Annotated in this window: 15 protein-coding genes, 1 tRNA gene and 1 other RNA gene; 5 read left to right on the top strand and 12 right to left on the bottom strand. The window is 62.8% G+C overall.

Annotation, left to right across the window (positions count from 1 at the left end; translation table 11 throughout):
• Positions 1-43: 43 nt before the first annotated feature.
• Positions 44-871: an inositol monophosphatase family protein gene (locus ACXAF5_RS09425; RefSeq protein WP_474946399.1), complete on the bottom strand. Its 828-nt coding sequence runs from the start codon at positions 869-871 to the stop codon at positions 44-46.
• Between the two features lie 199 nt (positions 872-1,070).
• On the opposite strand from ACXAF5_RS09425, the gene mtnA reads away from it, so the two are divergent.
• Positions 1,071-2,165 carry an S-methyl-5-thioribose-1-phosphate isomerase gene (gene mtnA, locus ACXAF5_RS09420; RefSeq protein WP_239321658.1) on the top strand — a complete coding sequence of 365 codons (1,095 nt, stop codon included), beginning with the start codon at positions 1,071-1,073 and terminating at the stop codon, positions 2,163-2,165.
• A gap of 134 nt (positions 2,166-2,299) precedes the next feature.
• On the opposite strand, the gene ACXAF5_RS09415 is transcribed toward mtnA, so the two are convergent.
• The 11 genes from ACXAF5_RS09415 to ACXAF5_RS09365 all read right to left on the bottom strand — a co-directional run bounded on the left by ACXAF5_RS09415 (position 2,300) and on the right by ACXAF5_RS09365 (position 14,504).
• Positions 2,300-2,389 (bottom strand) — tRNA-Ser (locus ACXAF5_RS09415).
• Positions 2,390-2,648: 259 nt separating this feature from the next.
• Positions 2,649-5,225 carry a DUF3772 domain-containing protein gene (locus tag ACXAF5_RS09410; protein WP_474946398.1) on the bottom strand — a complete coding sequence of 859 codons (2,577 nt, stop codon included), beginning with the start codon at positions 5,223-5,225 and terminating at the stop codon, positions 2,649-2,651.
• Between the two features lie 5 nt (positions 5,226-5,230).
• A complete protein-coding gene (locus ACXAF5_RS09405) occupies positions 5,231-6,265 on the bottom strand; it encodes a cysteine synthase A (RefSeq protein WP_239321662.1) in 1,035 nt (344 codons plus the stop codon).
• 92 nt (positions 6,266-6,357) lie between these two features.
• On the bottom strand, positions 6,358-7,470 hold the full coding sequence (locus tag ACXAF5_RS09400; protein WP_474946397.1) for an NUDIX domain-containing protein: 1,113 nt from the start codon (positions 7,468-7,470) through the stop codon (positions 6,358-6,360).
• A 25-nt stretch (positions 7,471-7,495) separates the two neighbouring features.
• Positions 7,496-7,936, bottom strand: coding sequence for a TrgA family protein (locus ACXAF5_RS09395; RefSeq protein ID WP_474946396.1), 441 nt, complete (start codon positions 7,934-7,936; stop codon positions 7,496-7,498).
• A gap of 131 nt (positions 7,937-8,067) precedes the next feature.
• Positions 8,068-9,492 (bottom strand): cryptochrome/photolyase family protein, encoded by a 1,425-nt coding sequence (locus ACXAF5_RS09390; protein ID WP_474946395.1) that lies wholly within the window; start codon positions 9,490-9,492, stop codon positions 8,068-8,070.
• A 30-nt stretch (positions 9,493-9,522) separates the two neighbouring features.
• The gene (locus tag ACXAF5_RS09385) at positions 9,523-10,740 is read right to left on the bottom strand and encodes an aminotransferase class V-fold PLP-dependent enzyme (protein ID WP_474947822.1); all 1,218 of its coding nucleotides are present in this window, start codon (positions 10,738-10,740) and stop codon (positions 9,523-9,525) included.
• Positions 10,741-10,873: 133 nt separating this feature from the next.
• Positions 10,874-11,869, bottom strand: a complete 996-nt coding sequence (gene acuI / locus ACXAF5_RS09380) for an acryloyl-CoA reductase (RefSeq protein WP_474946394.1) — start codon at positions 11,867-11,869, stop codon at positions 10,874-10,876.
• Positions 11,870-11,883: 14 nt separating this feature from the next.
• A complete protein-coding gene (locus ACXAF5_RS09375; RefSeq protein ID WP_474946393.1) occupies positions 11,884-12,999 on the bottom strand; it encodes a dimethylsulfoniopropionate demethylase in 1,116 nt (371 codons plus the stop codon).
• A 69-nt stretch (positions 13,000-13,068) separates the two neighbouring features.
• Positions 13,069-13,713, bottom strand: a complete 645-nt coding sequence (locus tag ACXAF5_RS09370; protein WP_009176404.1) for a DUF1326 domain-containing protein — start codon at positions 13,711-13,713, stop codon at positions 13,069-13,071.
• Between the two features lie 17 nt (positions 13,714-13,730).
• The gene (locus ACXAF5_RS09365; protein ID WP_474946392.1) at positions 13,731-14,504 is read right to left on the bottom strand and encodes a DUF2182 domain-containing protein; all 774 of its coding nucleotides are present in this window, start codon (positions 14,502-14,504) and stop codon (positions 13,731-13,733) included.
• A gap of 124 nt (positions 14,505-14,628) precedes the next feature.
• Here ACXAF5_RS09365 and ACXAF5_RS09360 point away from each other — a divergent pair, with 124 nt between their 5' ends.
• The 4 genes from ACXAF5_RS09360 to chrA all read left to right on the top strand — a co-directional run bounded on the left by ACXAF5_RS09360 (position 14,629) and on the right by chrA (position 17,877).
• Positions 14,629-15,360: a FadR/GntR family transcriptional regulator gene (locus tag ACXAF5_RS09360; protein WP_474946391.1), complete on the top strand. Its 732-nt coding sequence runs from the start codon at positions 14,629-14,631 to the stop codon at positions 15,358-15,360.
• A gap of 60 nt (positions 15,361-15,420) precedes the next feature.
• Positions 15,421-15,772: a transfer-messenger RNA gene (gene ssrA / locus ACXAF5_RS09355) on the top strand.
• A gap of 211 nt (positions 15,773-15,983) precedes the next feature.
• Positions 15,984-16,418, top strand: a complete 435-nt coding sequence (locus tag ACXAF5_RS09350; RefSeq protein WP_239321678.1) for an ester cyclase — start codon at positions 15,984-15,986, stop codon at positions 16,416-16,418.
• Positions 16,419-16,590: 172 nt separating this feature from the next.
• A complete protein-coding gene (gene chrA / locus ACXAF5_RS09345; RefSeq protein WP_474946390.1) occupies positions 16,591-17,877 on the top strand; it encodes a chromate efflux transporter in 1,287 nt (428 codons plus the stop codon).
• Positions 17,878-17,976: the final 99 nt, after the last annotated feature.

Below are 17,976 nucleotides of genomic sequence, written 5' to 3'. Positions count from 1 at the left end.
GAGCCTAGTGCAGCCCCCGGCATGCGCCAAGGGGGAGGATGGATCATCCCAGATCAAACGCTGCGCACACCTCATCCCGCATGCGTGGCCCCGTCGCAACGGTCAACCGCCCCTCCGAGATCACCGGCGCATAATCGCGTCCGTCCACAAGCTGCGCGTATCCGCCAGCCTCCTGCACCGCCAGCACACCTGCGGCGTGATCCCAGCAATGAAGCCCCTCGGTCTGGATGAAATCCGCGTCGCCCTGCGCCATCATCCGGTATTCATGACACGAACAGCACAGCGCATTGACCCGGCGCGCGGCGATCATGCCCTGAACAAGGCGGGGCTGCTCGGCTGTCGGGAACAGGTAATGCGGCAAGAACCCGGTCGCCTCCGCAAAGGGACGCTCCGCTGCGACCTGCAGCCGCTCCGGCGCCCGATCCGGTGCTGCAAACCAGCTGCCGCCCCCGAGGCTTGCCTGCACCCAATCGTCCATGACCGGATCATAGAGCAGACCAAACACCGTCCGGCCCCGGACGACAACCGCGAGGATCACGCCAAAGGTCGCAAGCCCATTGGCAAAGTTCCAGGTGCCGTCGATCGGGTCCAGGATCACCGCAACCTCCGCCTGCGGCAGCCGGGCCAGCGTGGCCGGATCGGCGCTGACCGCTTCCTCACCGATCACCACGGCGCCCGGCAGGATGTCCGCCACGCGCCGCGTCATGTGCCGTTCAGCTGCCACATCCGCCTCGGTGACCAGGTCGATGGCGGAGGATTTCTCTGTAATTGCTGCGGCGGAGAGATTGCGGAAACGGGGCATGATCTCTGCCTGCGCGGCCGCACGAACCATGGCAATCAACGCATCCTCGGTGTTCTGATCCAGCCGCATCACCGGTTTCTCCTCTGCCTGCAGTCACCTGCCCTCCTACCCCGTTGCCGAACAAAACTCACGCGCAAGCGGCGCGCTGCTCCATGAAATTTTCACGACAGCAGGTCGGAGAATGGCGCGTTTGACCTTTCGCCGTGCTCTCTGCGGTCCTAACACTGGGGCGCAACCGCATTGGTGCAACGGCACGAGGAGAGACCCGATGAAAGTCAACGGCACGCACTACCGCTCGCTCTGGTGGGATGCGCAGAAAGGGGCGCTGCAGATCATCGATCAACGCTGGCTGCCCCATGACTTCCGCATTCAGCAGCTGGACACGCTGGCGGATTATGCCACTGCGATCACCGACATGCATGTTCGTGGGGCGCCGCTCATCGGGGCGACGGCGGCCTATGGCATGGCGCTGGCAATGGCGCAGGACAGTTCCGACGCCGCCCTCGCCCGCGCCTGGGAGCTGTTGCATGCCACCCGCCCCACCGCCATCAATCTCCGCTGGGCGCTCGATCGCTGCCGCGCGGCGCTCGTGCCGCTGGAGCCGGGCGCGCGGGCCGACGCCGCGCTCCGCCTCGCCCATGAGATCGCGGACGAGGATGTGGAGATCAACCGGCGCATCGGCGAACACGGCCTTGCCCTGATCCGGGAGATCGCCGCGCAGAAGGCTGACGGCGCGCCGGTGCAGATCCTGACCCATTGCAACGCCGGCTGGATCGCCACCGTGGACTGGGGCACTGCCACCAGCCCGATGTATCAGGCCCATGACGCGGGCCTGCCGCTGCATGTCTGGGTGGACGAGACCCGGCCGCGCAACCAGGGCGCGCTGACCGCCTGGGAGCTGGGCAGCCACGGCATCTCGCACAGCTACATCACCGACAATGCCGGCGGGCATCTGATGCAGCATGGTCAGGTCGATCTGGTCATCACCGGCACCGACCGCACCACCCGCCAGGGCGATGTCTGCAACAAGATCGGCACTTATCTGAAGGCGCTGGCGGCCAAGGACAACGGTGTACCCTTCTACGTCGCCCTGCCCTCGCCCACCATCGACTGGACCGTCACCGATGGCATCGGTGACATTCCGATCGAAGAACGTCCCGGCCAGGAGGTGACCCATGTCCAGGGCAGCGACACCAGCGGGCGGATCAGTCCGGTTCGGGTGACGCCAGAAGGCACCCCCGCAGGCAACCCCGCCTTTGATGTCACGCCGCACCGGCTTGTGACCGGCCTCATCACCGAACGCGGCATCTGCGAGGCCAGCGCCGAGGGTCTGGCGGGCTTGTTCCCGGATCTGGCGGGCTGAGCCAACGGTCAAGACCAAACAGGAGACAGGGCGCTGCGCGCGCCCGTTTTCATGCCGATCAACGATGTGACAAGAAAGGGACGATCCGCTCAACCGAGCCGGGTCTTGTGCCAAAAAACCAATCGTGGGGGTTATGGCGGAGAGACAGGGATTCGAACCCTGGAGACGGTTTCCCGCCTACACACTTTCCAGGCGTGCGCCTTCGACCACTCGGCCACCTCTCCGTGGGGCGCATATCTGATGTATTTCGGGAGGGATTGCAATAGGCTTTGCGAGAAAAAGATCAGTTTTTTTCGCGACCTCCCATTTCGGCCTAACCACCTGTGAATATGGTATGAATCGCCCCTTCAAAACGGGGCATGTGGAACCGGTGTGGCGGTCTTCTGCCCGCCCGCATGGCCGTCGGGAGCCCCGGACGACAAACGCCGACACGAGGGTCGCGGCGGCGTCATAGGTGCAAGGGCCCCGGGGGCTGTGATCGCCTTAGCGGTCCGCCTCCCCCTCTGCGCCGTCATCCGGTGAGAGATCCGTCAGATCGGGCTGTGGCGGGGCGCTCTGTGCTGCCCGCGCGTCATCCTGAGACGTGACTGCGTCCTCCGGCGCGGTGTCCGCGCTTGCAGCCTCGCCCTTCAGGGCTTCGGGGTTGCGAATCCAGATGTCACGCTGGGCAAACGGGATCTCGATGCCCGCCTCGTCAAAGCGTTTGGCAATCTCGTAGTTCATGTCGGATTTCACCGACAACACCCAGTTCACATCGCGCAGGATGGCACGGATCTCGAAATCGAGACTGTCGGCGCCGAACCCCTGGAAGACCACGGCAGGCGCCGGGTTCATCAGCACCATCGGATGCGATTTGGCGACATCCATCAGGATTTCCTCGATCTTGCGCGGATCGGTGCCATAGGCCACGCCCACTGGCACGATCACCCGGCCCACGGTATTGCCGCGGGTGTAGTTGGTGACGGTTCCGGAAATCAGGTCGGAGTTCGGCACGATCACATCGGTGCGGTCAAAGGTCTCGATCCGGGTCGAGCGCACCGAGATATCGCGCACATAGCCCATCAGGCCGCCGACCTCGATCCAGTCGCCCTTGGAGACCGGACGTTCGATCAGCAGGATGATGCCGGAGACAAAGTTGGACACGATGGTCTGCAGGCCAAAGCCGATCCCGACCGACAGCGCACCGGCCACGATCGCCAGAGACGACAGGTCCAGCCCGGCCGTCGACACCGCGATCAGCGCCGCGAGGAAAATGCCGATATAGCCGACCCCCGAGACGATCGCATTCTGCCCGCCCGGGTCGATCTTGGTCTTTGGCAGCAGCGAGGAGCGCAGGCTGCCCTGCAACAGGCGGGTCAGCACATAGCCGGCCGCAAAAACCACCACAAAGGTCAGGAAGATCGTGGGCGAGATCTTGGTATCGCCGATATTGAACCCTTCGAGGAAGCGGGACCAGAGCTCGGTCAGGTCCGACGTGCGGGCGCCCCAGATCAGGGCCAGGAACGGCAGGGAGACAAGCGCGAGCACAAATCCCGTCATCACCGCAAAGAGCGAATCCTCGGCGCCCTGCCCGTCGCGGGTCAGCCAGCCATAGATGTCGGACAGGAAGCGCTGCACCACCATGAGGGTGGTAACCAGCGCCAGCGTCAGGATGACCGGATAGATGATGGCGATCGCCGCGTTGATATAGCCAAAGGCACCGACCACCGGAGCCACCACCGCCAGCACAAACACCAGGCGCCGCAATACGGACATGGCCCGGCTGGCCCCGGCAGCAATCGCGCCTTCGTCGTCGTCCCCTGCCGTATCGGGGTCCTGCCGGCGCTGCTTGGCGCGAATTCGGTTCAGCCGCAGCAGCAGCAAGGAGGCCAGCAGGATCAGCGGCCAGCTGAGCACCGCAAAGGTGCCATCGTCGAAATTCTCGATCACATCGAGACGATCCAGCATCAATTGCAGCACCAGCACAAAGGCCAGCGAGGCCATCAAGACCCGCACCTGCCCCTGGGATCTGGGTTCAAAGGGGATCAGCTCATTGGTGATCTGATAGACATACAAACGCTCCCCCAGCCAGTGGGAGGCGAAGAGCAGGAACGACCACAGCGGCACATCATCCAGCAGCAGCGTGCCCCGCACGCCGAGGATGCCCGACAGATCGATCGCCCGCACCAGAAGAACGGTGCCGATGTAGGGCAGCAGGACCTGCAACAGCGACACAATGAAACGCCAGACCCCGGTGCCCTTGCCGCCCAGCTCGCGCAGATAGGCGCCGGCGCGCTTGGCCCAATGCCGCCCCCGTCCCAGCAGCAGCAGCGCGGCCGCACTCAGCAAAAGCAGCAGCGGCAACCGCGACCGAATGCTCTCCCGGGTGGTGGCATTGGCAAGGAGACCTGCGGTTTCGTTCCAGAAGGCCGCCAGCACATTGGCTGTGTCAGTTGCCGCGGATGGCCAGTTCTCCGGGTTGAGCGGCATCGGCGCCCGTTCCAGCAACTTGCGCGTTGCGCGGTCACGGATCAGCTTATCAATTTCGGAGATCAACCCCTGGGCGCGGCTGTAGCCGAGATCGGCCAAGACCTGCGGCGCGGTCAGATTCGCCAGCTGGCTCTGCAGCTCGTCGCGCAGGGTGGCGATGTTGTCCGGTTCGCTGCTGCCCTCTTCGGGCGCGGGGCCAAGCGCCTCGATCTGGGCGCGCAGCGTCTTGATGCGATCGGCATTCTGGCTGCCGGCATCGAGGAACTGTTGCCGGTACTCGGTCAATTCAAGGCGCAGCGATTCCAGCGCCCCGTTGGAGGCGCGCTTGGCGTCCAGCACGCGTTCGGCCCGGTTCGCCGTGCGTTGCCAGGTTTCGTAATATTCGCCAAGCGGACCGGACAGGTTCGATTGTGCCAGATTGCGCGCCTGGGACAGCCCCGCCTCCGTGTGGGGCGCGGCGGAATCGGACGGCGCGTCAGCGGCTGCGGGCGCGGCGGTGGATTCGGTCGTCTGCGCCGAAACCGCCATCGGAAATAGCAAACAGGTCAGCCCGAGAAGGCCGACCTGGAAGAGTGTTTTCATACGGGTCATTGGGATCAGGCGTCCTCGAACACACCCGGGATCGAGGCGGGCGCGTGTGTCATCCATTCGGGCACCGGCAACCCCTTGTCCCTGAGGAAGTCGGGATTGAACAGTTTTGACTGATAGCGCGTGCCATAGTCACACAGGATGGTGACGATCGTATGACCCGGCCCCAATTCGCGGGCAAGCCGCACCGCACCGGCGATATTGATGGCCGAGGATCCGCCAAGCACCAGACCTTCTTCATGCAGCAGGTCAAACACAAAGGGCAGCGCCTCGGCATCTGGCACCTGGTAGTTGTAATCCGGGGTGAACCCTTCGAGGTTCTTGGTGATCCGCCCCTGTCCGATCCCCTCGGTGATGGAGGAGCCTTCGGATTTCAGCTCGCCAGTGGCGTAATAGGAATAGAGCGCAGCGCCATTGGGGTCGGCCAGGCCGATCTTGACGCCCTTGGGTTGCAGCACCTCGGCCACCCCCGCCAATGTCCCGCCAGAGCCGACGGCACAGATGAACCCGTCAACCTTGCCGCCGGTCTGATCCCAGATCTCGGGGCCGGTGGTTTCGACATGGGCCTGACGATTGGCCACATTGTCGAACTGGTTGGCCCAGATCGCGCCATTGGGTTCGGTCTTGGCCAGCTCCGCCGCCAGACGTTCCGAATAGCGCACATAGTTGTTGGGGTTCTTGTAGGGCGCTGCGGGCACCTGAACCAGTTGCGCACCAGCGAGGCGCAGCATGTCCTTCTTTTCTTCGGACTGGGTCTCGGGGATGACGATCACCGTCTTGAAGCCCATAGAGGCCCCGACCAGCGCCAAACCGATACCGGTGTTGCCAGCGGTGCCCTCGACAATGGTGCCGCCGGGTTTCAGGTCGCCCCGGGCGATCGCATCCTTGATGATATAGAGCGCGGCCCGGTCCTTGACTGATTGGCCCGGGTTCATGAACTCGGCCTTCCCGAGGATTTCGCAGCCGGTTTCTTCGCTGACTTTGTTCAGCCGGATCAGCGGGGTATGGCCGACCGCATCGGCCAGATCACGTGCAATGCGCATGGAGGTCCCTTTCACTCGTTCCCCATTGATGTAGCCGGGGGTCCACACGATCACAAGGGTGCGCGCACCCGCTCGGCGGTCTCGATGCGATGTCAGCAGAATTCAGCGCGGAGACGGTCCCTGTGACGCGCCAGCCAGAGCGCCGCTGTCACCAAAGGCATGTCCTGAAAAGTACAATCGTCCACGCCTGCCATCAATTCTTGGAACGAGATGACTTTACTGCGAATATCCTCCCCTTCGCTCGGCACGCCGCCACCGCCTTCGATCACGGAGAGGTCGGCGAGGCCGCAGAAGATGTGGATGTATTCGCCCGACGAACCGCTGGAGGGGTAGAGACTGCCGACTCGCTCCAGGTGCGGCACGTCCAGCCCGGCTTCTTCCTTGGCTTCACGCCGGGCGGCCTGCTCGGGTGTCTCGCCGGGATCGATCAGCCCCGCGGGCGGCTCCCAGGTCCAGGGCGCGGCTTCTCCGGCGATATAGATCGCCGCCCGGAATTGTTCGATCAACAGGACGCAATCACGCGCGGGATCATAGGGCAGCAGCACCGCCGCCTCGCCGACCAGCGCCACGCCGCGGTTCATCACCGGCCCCATGCTGCCATCGAACTTGCGATGTTGCAGGTCCATCTCTTCCATGGCGAAGAAATTCACGTACTCCCGCTTGTGGGCATGCACGACCACGTCGCGCGCCAGATCATGTGCTGGGTCGGCAGGACGCGTCCGCGCGGCACACCAGGCCGTAGCACGACGGCGCATCGGCGCCAGCGATTTGGTCATCTCCTCTGCGGGTTTGCGGGAGTGATAGGCCATGATCTCTGCCGCCATCCGCGCTGCAATCGCGTCCCACTCCTGCGCCCATTCGGCCAGTGACACCGGCGTCCCGTCCTCCGGCGCATCATCGCGAAACGCGACCACCTCGCACGTGCCGGTATCTGTCTCTGCCGCCAGACTGGTGGCGCCCTGCCCGAAACAGCGGTGATAATAGGTCAAGGCCGCACGCTGCGGTTCGGTGAGGCCGCGCAGACAGAGGCCATCGCAACGGTCGCCCCCCTGCCGCACCAGCGCGGGGTGCGCGGCAGGCCCGCACAACATCAGCCGATGGTCCGGCAGGGTCGCCGGGACCGCATCAATATCCCCAGCCCCCGCGCCCAGCACGGCCTCTCTCACCTCCGGCAGGCACAGCGCCCCGGCAACAAACACATCCATCCGGATCAAACCTCTCAAAAAATGTCTATTTCCAACGTTTTGCAGACACGTCGACGATCACTCCGACCAATGCGCCGCCAATCACCAGGGTGACCAGAACCGTCGGAACGGCCATGATGAAGAAATACTCCAGACCGATGGTGAAAATCGCAGCCAGCGCTTCGAACGGATCGTCATACACATGCCGGTGCGCGAGGCGGAACATTTCGACCGCCCCTTGCAGGAACAGCGCCAGCAGGACAAGGACCGCCATGCCGGTCAGCCCGTTGTTGACCCCTGGGACAAATCCGCGACCGGCACGCGGGCCAATGATCTTCCAGCCGACAACCGCAGCCAACGCCATGTTCACATGGGTAAAATAGCCAAAGTCGGTGTTCTCCGGCATCAATGGCATGATCTGTCCGGAAACCACAAAGGCCAAGGCCGCAAGGGCAAGGGCTGCCACAAGGCGCGCTGCGGTGGGCATGTTTTCTCTCGTCCTGCACGTCTGCTCGAATGCGGCCACGGTAGGCGCAGCACGGCGACAAATCCAGAGCCGATGGCGCCTTTTCCGCAAACTAGCCGCAGGTTGGGCGCATCCGCATCACGGATCGCGCCTTAATCTGACCCTCTGCTGTCATGATAGGCTTGCAAGGCCCGCTCACGTCCAGCCTTCAGGTCGACCATCGCAGTGGCCCGCGGCATCCCGGGCTGCAACTCCCAACTGATTGGCGTTGCCGCAAAGAAATCCTTCGCGGTCTGGGGCGGGTTCGACTGCCCCTCCGCCAACCAGCTGCGCACATAGTGCCCTTTGGGGTCGAATTTCTCCAACTGGCCGTCTGGGTTGAAAATCCGAAAGAAAGGCGCGGCATCCGGCCCCGATCCGGCCACCCATTGCCAGCCCATAGCATTGGAGGCAGGATCCCAGTCCACCAAACAGTCCTCAAACCACTGCATCCCGAATTTCCAATGGATCATCAGATGTTTGGTGAGGAAACTTGCCACAATCATCCGGGCGCGATTGTGCATTTTTCCGGTGACATAGAGCTCTCGCATTGCGGCATCGACAAAATCATAGCCCGTTTGACCTTGCTGCCAGCGCAAGAGCGCCTCGCCCGGGTCGTCTTGCCATGGAAAGCCGTCCCATTCCTCGCGCCAGTTGCGGGTCAGGATATGCGGCGAGTGATACATCAGGTGATAGGCAAACTCGCGCCAGACCACCTCTTTCAGGAAGTGTTCTGCGCCTTGTTTGCCGTTTCGCATCGCCTGCGCGCCCAGATGCCACATCCGGTGCGGGCTGATTTCGCCCCAAGCGAGGTTTTCCGACAGTTCTGACGTGGCCGCGCGCCCCGGAAAGTCCCGGTCCGCCTTATAGGTGGCGACCCGCTCCTCAAGGAAACAGTCCAGCTGCTCCAGCGCCGCGTCCTCACCCACCCGGCAATATCCTGCGACGATCTCAGCACCGCGACGCATTGCGGCACTCATCTTGTAATCTGCAAGCTTGTCCGTCGCGGGCCAAGCATCCGGCTTTGGCAGGTTTGCGGGCGCATCAATCAGACCCTCGACCTCGCGGTCGCGCACGGCTTTCCAGAACGGCGTGTAGACCTTATACATGCCGCCGTCTTTGGTCTCGACCGTCCAGGGTTCGAACATCAGCCGCCCCCCGGTGGATTTCACCGCAATATCAGTGGCTTTGAGTTGTTCCTTGATCTCGGTGTCGCGTTTGATCCCCTCAGGATCATAGAGCCGGGACCAGACCACATGACCGGCTCCGCTCTCTTTGATGACCTCGCGCAACACCGCAAGCGCGTCCCCCTTTCGCAGGGTCAATCGACTGCCGTTCCCCTCGAGCGTTTTTGCAAAATGCTCAAGCCCAAGCCTCAGCCGAAACTTTGGAGCCGCGCCCAAGGCCTCGTCTTGAGGGTCGTGGATATAAAGCGGAATGATCGGTCCGCCCGTCTCCAGTGCCGCCGTCAGGGCCGGATTGTCACGCAGGCGCAGGTCGCGCCTGATCCACCAGATCACCGGTCGGATGTCAGCCATGGTCAGTCATAGTCCTTGCTCAATCAGATGTTACAGGACGCGATCTAGGGCCTCGATCAGCGCTGTCACCTCCGATTGATCGGTATAATGGGTGAAACTCAGCCGCAGCACGCCTTCGGACGGGTCCACCCCCATCGCATTGAGCGCACGCACCGCATAGAAATCACCGCCGCCGGCCATGATACCCAGCTCTGCCAGTTGTTTTGCCACCGGCTCTGCCGCACGCCCCAGCGCAAGCGCCACGGTTGGTGCGCGGTCCTCAGCCGCCGAAGGGCCAAGCAGCCGGATGTCGTTGCGATCCTTCACGGCGTCCAGAAGCGGTTGCAACAGGGCAATTTCGCGCTGCCGCATCAGGTCGTGCACAAAGGCCCCCATGGCTGCGCCCTTGGTTTCCGTCGCACCGTGATGGGCGGCGAGTGCTTCGAAATAGTCGACCATCCCGGCACAGGCGGCGACCTGCGCGTGATCCGGTCCTGCCGGGGTAAAACGCTTGTAGGGCACATCCGCGTTGAAATAATGCGCCTGATTGGGCAGCAGCTCTGCGAGCGCCGGGTTGATGACCATGATCCCCTGATGCGGGCCATAGGTTTTATAAGCTGAAAACAGGTAGATATCTGGCCCCAGCTCCCCCACATTGGGCAGGCCATGGGGCGCGTAAGAGACCCCGTCGACACAGACAAAGGCCCCGGCGGCATGCGCCAGCGCGGTGATTTCGGTCACCGGATTGATCTCGCCCACCACGTTGGAACAATGCGGGAAACAGACCAGACGGACGCTTTCATCCAGCAACGGCTCCAGCGTGGTTGGGTCAAGATGACCCGTCGCCGGATCAATCTGCCATTCCAGCACCTCGATGCCCTCGTCCGCCAGACGCCGCCAGGGGCCGGTGTTGGCCTCGTGATCCTGATTGGTGACGATGATCTTCTCGCCCGGTTTCAGAAACTTGCGAAAGGCCTGCGCCAGAACATAGGTGTTCTGGGTGGTCGAGGGACCAAAGCTCACATCCTGGGCGCCCACACCAAGAAGTGCCGCCAGACGGCTGCGCGCTTCGTCCATCTCGGCCCCCGCAACCTGCGAGGCTGCATAGGGCGCGTAGGGCTGGACCTTGTGTTCTGTATAAAACCGAAACAAGCGGTCGATCACCTGACGGCAGGTATAGGACCCGCCTGCGTTTTCAAAAAAGGCCTGGCCTTGCAGGGCGGCCTGCTCAAAAGCTGGAAACTGTTTGCGGACAAAATCGATATCCATGGCGCGGCGCGTGCTCCCTTTGCGGATCAATGGCAGGAACAGTGCAATTTCGCGCCACAAGATCAAGCCCGGAAACGCCCCGTCGCGACGCCAGGACGCGCCGGGGCTGCGTGTCACGCAGGTGTCAGCCGCCTTAGCCGTTCACATCGACCACAACGCGCCCCTTGACCTGCCCGGCAAGAATATCCGCGCCCAATTGCGGCAGATCTGCTAGCGTCGCGGGGTGCACCATCGCGTCGAGCTTGTCCATCGGCAGATCCGAGGCAATCCGCTGCCATGCCCGCTGGCGGTTTTCAAACGGTTGCATCACGGAATCGATGCCCAAAAGGTTCACGCCGCGCAGCAGGAACGGGATCACGGTTGCCGGAAGCGCCGCGCCGCCCGCCAGCCCCACCGCCGCAACAGAGGCGCCGTATTTCATCTGGCCCAGCACTCGCGCCAGCATGTCGCCGCCAACGGCATCGACACAGCCTGCCCAGGTCTCGCTTTCCAGCGGGCGTTTGACGGTCTCGTTCAGATCCGCGCGCGGCACGATCTGCGTCGCGCCAAGGCTCTTGAGGTAGTCCGTCGTCTCTGGCCGCCCGGTGACCGCTGCCACCTCATAGCCCAGATGCGCAAGGATTGCGGTCGCCACCGATCCGACACCGCCCGCAGCCCCCGTGACCAGCACCGGGCCGTTCCCCGGTTTCAGACCGTGATCTTCCAGCGCCATCACCGCCAGCATTGCGGTAAAACCAGCCGTTCCCACCGCCATGGCCTGGCGCGCCGTGATCCCATCCGGCAGTGGCACTAGCCAATCCGCCTTGACCCGCGCCTTTTGCGCATATCCGCCCCAATGGGCCTCGCCCACGCGCCAACCGGTCAGCACCACCTTGTCGCCGGGTTTGTAGCGATCATCCGATGATGCCTCGATGGTGCCTGCAAAATCGATCCCCGGCACATGCGGATAATTGCGCACCAAACCGCCGCCCTTGGCGCTGAGGCAGAGGCCGTCCTTGTAATTCACGGTGGAATACTCAACCGCAACGGTGACCTCAGCCTCGGGCAACTGATCCTCGTTCAGCTCTTCAATGGCCGCAGAGGCCTTGCCGCTGTCTGCGTCTTTCGTCATCACCAGTGCTTTGAACATGTTGATCTCTCCCGTTAATTCCAAAATGTCTCGTGGACGGTCGCCTCGCGCATGCCGTCCGGTGTCTCGACCTCGACGCGAGAGCCCGCGTCCCAATGGGTCATCTTCACCATGCCGATGGCGACATTGGTGGTATGATCCGGCGACCATGTGGCCGAGGACACCCGCCCCACCCGGCGTCCATTGGCATAGAGCGGCCAGAAGCGATCACAGGGCGGCACCGCGTCGCCCGCAATGGCGATGGGGCGGATCTGCTGCACCGGGCCTTCCTTAGCGACCCGCAACAGGGCGTCACGACCAATACAGCCGATGGCCGTGTGGGTGTTGCAGAAACGGCCCAGCCCGCATTCATGCGGCGTGTTGTCGTCGGTCATGTCGTTGCCATAGCTCAGCAAGCCACTTTCGATCCGCTCGATCAGGTTCGGACAGCCTGCCCGCACCTCCAGATCCGCGCCCGCCTCAAACAGGCGGGACCAAAGCGGCATGCCGATGTCGCTGCCTTCGACATAGATCTCGAACCCGCCCTGTTTCGAGTAGCCCGAACGCGCCACCACCAGGTCGCGCCCCTCGAACTGGTAGACACCAAAGCGAAAGAACCGGATCGCGCGCACGGTCTCGCCAAAGACGCGTGCCATCAGATCCTCGGCCTTCGGTCCCTGTATGGCCAGTGGCGAGACGTCCGGCTCATCCACCAGCACATCCAGCCGCCAGCCATTGGCGATGCCCTTGACCCAATAGAGGAGATCACTGTCGGCAATGGAAATCCACCAGCGGTCCTCGGCCAGTTTCACCGCCACCGGATCATTCAGCATGCCGCCGGTTTCATCCACGATGGGCACATAGTAGCACTGACCGGGCATCATGCCGCGCAGATCCCGTGGGGTCAGCATTTGCATCAAGCGCCCCGCATCGGGGCCGCGCAGCTCCACCTGCCGCTCGCAGGCCACGTCCCAGACCTGCACATGGCGTTTGAGGTGGTGATAATCCGCCTCAACGCTCTCGAACACGGTCGGAAGCAGCATGTGATTATAGACCGTGTAGCCTTTCACACCTGCGGCCTCGACCCCGTCGGAAAACGGGGTGCGGCGCAGGCGGCGGGACAGGGAGATATTGGGTTGAATAACGGCCATGGCGATCCCTTTCATGGCACGAGTGCGGGGATGAGCGGCGCGCCAGTCTGGCCGCCGCCCGGTGTCACCTTAGCGCGGGCCTTTCCAGTCGATCTGGCAGATCTCGGCCGAGCGCCCGTCGAAATCCCACACCCGGCCAAAGGCGCGCACGCGGCCCTTGGTGGCGGTGGCGACGGTGATGTCCGGGCCCATCCAATACTCGGTGTTGGTAACCACGATGTCCTGCTCGCTGTCAGCCCCGCCCACCGGCACAACCTCACCATGGATCTGCTTGCCCACGATCAGGCGGCGGGTCTTGCCTTCGGTTTCAAACAGCACCGGCGCGCGCTCCGCACCGAGGAATTCGCTCACCAATACCTTGAAGAGCCCCGTGGTTCCCCTTGCTTTTCCAGAGAAAATGTCGATCAGACCATCATAGGCCTCTTCGCTTGCGCGCTCGTCGATATAGGCTGCCGCCTTCCAGTTGCCGCGCGCCATCAATCCCGGAATTTCCAGGATCAGCCCGACATTCAGACCAGACAGATCGGCGTCGCCATAGTGCCCTTCATCGATGCGCACGCCCGCCCAGGCCTGACAGTAACCTTCGGTGGGCGGATGCTTGCCCAGCGACACCACGCAGGGGCAAAAGACCGTACAGTTGCAGTTCAGGATCAGCTCGCCCTTGATCGCCCAAGGCATGAGCTCGGGCGCCGATGCGACTTGCGGATTCGCCATGTGATTTTCCTCCCAATTCAAACAGATGTCACAAGAAGCCAAAGTCCCGACGCGCAGAGGACAACGCCCATCGGACGGGTCAGCCAGCGCCCGATCTCGGGCAGTTTTTCCAGAACCATAAAAACCGTCGCCAGCCCCATAAAGGCGAGGTTCATGACCCCACCGACAAAGGCCAGGAGCATCAGCGCCCAGCAGCATCCCAAACAGACCGCACCGAGGCGCAAACCGTTGCGCAATGGGCCCTCCTCCCAATGCTGCATAAAGAACACCAGCGGGCGGCGGCATTTGGACAGACAGGCGTCTTTGAGCGGCGTGAACTGATAGCCCCCCGCAATCAACAGGAGCGCCGCGGACAGCAAGGACGAACGGCTGTCGCCAAAAACGCTGACCATACCCACATGGACAAGCGCCAGTTGCAGCGCGGCTGCCAGCAGCGAAAATCCGATCCAGACCATCAGATAGCCAAGAACCAGATCCCCAAACCGGGTGCCCTCCGCCGATTGGCTCAGATCATCATAGGTGGCAAAGGCCGGCAGCGCCGTGGGCGCCATCATCGCCGCCGACATCAACACCCACATCAGCACCATCTTGCCTGCGCCTGCCGCATCCGGCGTCATGGTACACAGCGACACCCAGAATTCCGCACCATAAAGCACCCCCGCATCGCGCATCTCCGCGGGCACCGACATGGCAAACAACGCCCCCCAGGCCAGCAGAATGCCGCCAAAGAGCAAGAGCCAATGCAGGCCGCTCATCTGGCGAATACTCTCTGTCAGGCGCGTTTTCAGCATGGTGTTTGCGATGACCTCCCCGTATCGCTGCGACTCGATAGCTCTTGTGAATCAAATGTCAGACTTTTAAATGTCTGACAAATGGAATTTCCCGACACCCCATCTGACGTGAGGGCAAACCGTTTTGAAGATCGACCCAAACAGTACCGCAGATCTCTCTGCCCAGATTGCCACGGCCATTCGTGATGCCATCGTTGCAGGCGATCTGATCGTCGACGAACGCCTGCCCTCGGAATCGGAATTGGCCGAGCAATTTCAGGTGTCTCGCGCAACCGTGCGGGAAGGTTTGAAACGCCTCGCCGCGCAATCCCTGATCCGCACCCAACGCGGCGCAACCGGGGGGGCCTTCGTCAACCGTCTCAGTTTCGAGGACGCCTACAGCCAGCAGATCACCACCTCGACGCTGCTTCTGAGCATGAACGCGGTGAGTTTCGACACCGCCTGCGAGGCCCGATATGCGCTGGAACGAGCCTGCGCGCCGCTTTCGGCCAGCCGCCGTACCGCCGATCAGCTTGCGACCATGCGGGCAGAGATCTTTCGGCAGGGCCAACCCGGCCTCACGGATGAGGCCTTTTGTGCGTCAGATGTGGCCTTTCATCGCGCGTTGGTGGATGGGGCGCATAATCCGGTGCTGTCCTATCAACTTGCCGGGGCCGTGGAGGCGATGCAGCCGCTGATGAACATGATCACCTTCACGGCGCGGGATCGCGCCACCATCCTTGCGCTGCACACCAGCATCACCGATGCCATCGAAGCCGGCAAGGGAGACGCAGCCGTCGCGGGCCTCAGCGCGCTGGAGGAGGAAACGCGCAACCTCGCCGCCGATGTATTCGCCCGCCGCGCGGCAAAGCGCTGACCCGCTTCAACTTCTTTCAAACATCCCCGCCGGAGGCCACGCGCGTCAGCGCGTCAATTCCCCCTTTAACTCCACAGTGAACCACCCTATATTCGGTGTGTTCCTTCGGGAACTATGGACATAAACGCGCTCGTAATAAGCGGATCGGACCCGGGGGCGGTACCCGGCGGCTCCACCAAATATCCTTCGTTTGGGGATTATGGGGCCGAAATAGGATCGACGGACGTCTAAAGGGGTTAGCTTTGTCTCGGCTGTCTGCCACCGTTACCGGCGAAAACAGTACAATTGCAAACGACAATCGTGCTCCGGTTGCTCTGGCTGCGTAAGCAGTCCGAGTCGAACCGACTTTAAGCCCTAGCGCCTAGCCGCGTTAGGCGGGGTTCGCAGGTACCTGGCAACAGAAACCTGCACTTTCACGCCCGCGCCACACCCCATACACTGATTGGCCGTATCATGTGGCGTGGCAGCCGCTGCCCCCCCTTGCGAAAGTGGCCTCGTGACCGCATCACACTATTTCACGGTGTCTTTACGGCTTATTTTACACTCTGCTCTCGACTTTCCCTGCGCTTGCGCTGTAGGGGAGCGCCTTCACGCTCATAGAGACATCTGAAGCACATCTATCCATGACGAACAGCGCCCTCCTGCAACTTTGGTTCGAAGAAGTCTGGAACAAGGACAACCTCGAAATAATCGACGATTTGCTGGACCCTGACGTGGTCTTCAATGGCGCGCTGGATTCCGTCGTTTCTCCGGGCGTGGACTACAAGGAAGTCGTCACCGCAATGAAGGCGTTGCTGGATCAGCCGCAAGTGACCATCACCCACAGTCTTGACGATGGCGACCTGTGCATGGTTCGGGTCAAGGTCGAGGCGCTGGATCACAGCCATACCCGCAAGCTGGATTTCACCGGCCAGATGATGGTGCGGGTGCGCAATGGCAAGTTCTGCGAATTCTATTCCAATTTCGACTACCTGCGCATGTTCGAACAACTCGGGCAACTGCCCGCCGATTCCCTGCCCGTCTGCCTGACCGGCGCCCGCCTGACCTGGTCAGATTGATCCGGGCAAATTGATCCAGACAGACTGATCCGGGCAGACTGTCGCCCCTGCCCCGAACCAGCCCCATCGATAGGCCCCTGCGCTGACGCTCCGTGGACAAAGATCGCCAAAGCGCTGGTCTTGATACGGTGCTCTGTTACAACGGCGCCGGAGCGGGAATCAGGGACGCGGGATGCCGGACGACGCCAGATCAACAGAGCCCTGTCCCAGCTGGACGCGGCTGTTTCACTGCTTCGGCCTGATCGGGCTGCTCAGCTTTGGCGGACCGGCGGCGCAGATCGCCCTGATGCACCGCGAGCTTGTCGACCGGCATGGCTGGCTCAACGAAGACCAGTTTCTGCGCGGTCTGTCCTTCTGCATGCTGCTGCCCGGCCCCGAAGCGATGCAACTGGCGACCTACGCCGGCTGGCGGTTGCGCGGCATCGCCGGAGGGTTGCTGGCCGGCAGCCTGTTCATCCTGCCCGGCGCCCTGGTGATCGCCGCGCTTGTCTGGCTCTATGTCTCCTTCGGCACCCTGCCCGCGGTCCAGGCGGCCTTTCTGGGTATCAAAGCCGCAGTGGTCGTCATTGTCGTTCAGGCCCTCTGGCGGATCTCGCGCAAGGCGCTGAAAACCGCCGCGGCCTGGGCGCTGGCCCTGGGCGGCTTCGTGGCAATCTTTACGCTGGACCTGCCGTTTCCGCTGGTCGTGCTCGGCGCCGGGGTGATCGGCCTGATCGGCCGGACCGCACCGCAGGACGACCTGGCACCGCATCTGTCGGTGCCAGCCAACCACTGGCGCACCATCGTGATCTGGGCGGGTCTCTGGCTGCTGCCGCTGCTGGCGCTGAGCCTGTCGGGCGCCACATTTCTTGCCACGATCGGATGGTTTTTTGCAAAGCTGGCCGTGGTCACCTTTGGCGGCGCCTATGCCGTACTGGCCTATATGACCCAAACCGTCGTCACCACCCATGGCTGGATCACCACCGGCCAGATGATTGACGCGCTGGGGCTGGCCGAAACCACGCCCGGCCCGCTCGTGCTGGTCACACAGTTCATCGCCATGCTGGCCGGGGCACAGACCGGCGGCGCTGCAACCGCGCTGGCCGCCGGGGCTGTGGCGCTCTGGGCCACCTTCGCACCGTGCTTCCTGTGGATCTTTGCCGCGGCCCCCTATGTCGAACGCCTGACGCATCACCCCCGCTTGCGCAGCGCCCTGAACGCCATCACCGCCGCCGTCGCCGGCATGATGCTCAATCTCTCGGTGTGGTTCCTGCTCCACCTGCTGTTTCGCAGGATGGACGAGATCCAGATCGGTCCCATCGGCCTGCCGGCTCCCGCATTGCAAAGCCTTGACCCACGTGCGGTCGCACTGGCATTGATGGCTCCGGTTCTGGCCATTGCCCTGCGCGGCCGCATCCTCTGGTTGCTGGCAGCCATGGCATGTCTCGGGCTGATTGCCGATAGCTTCACGCTGGGCTAAAGACTGCCGCCTTGGCTTGCAATGCCTTCAAAATAGGTCCAAAACTGAAGAGGAACGGGTGTGGGACCCGCTGTTCGAGCCAAGCCCGCACCTGCCAAT

Source organism: Epibacterium sp. ABV4_022, from assembly GCF_056159345.1.
The sequence above is the reverse complement of the archived record's forward strand: the minus strand, read 5'-3'. Positions and strand labels throughout refer to the sequence as shown.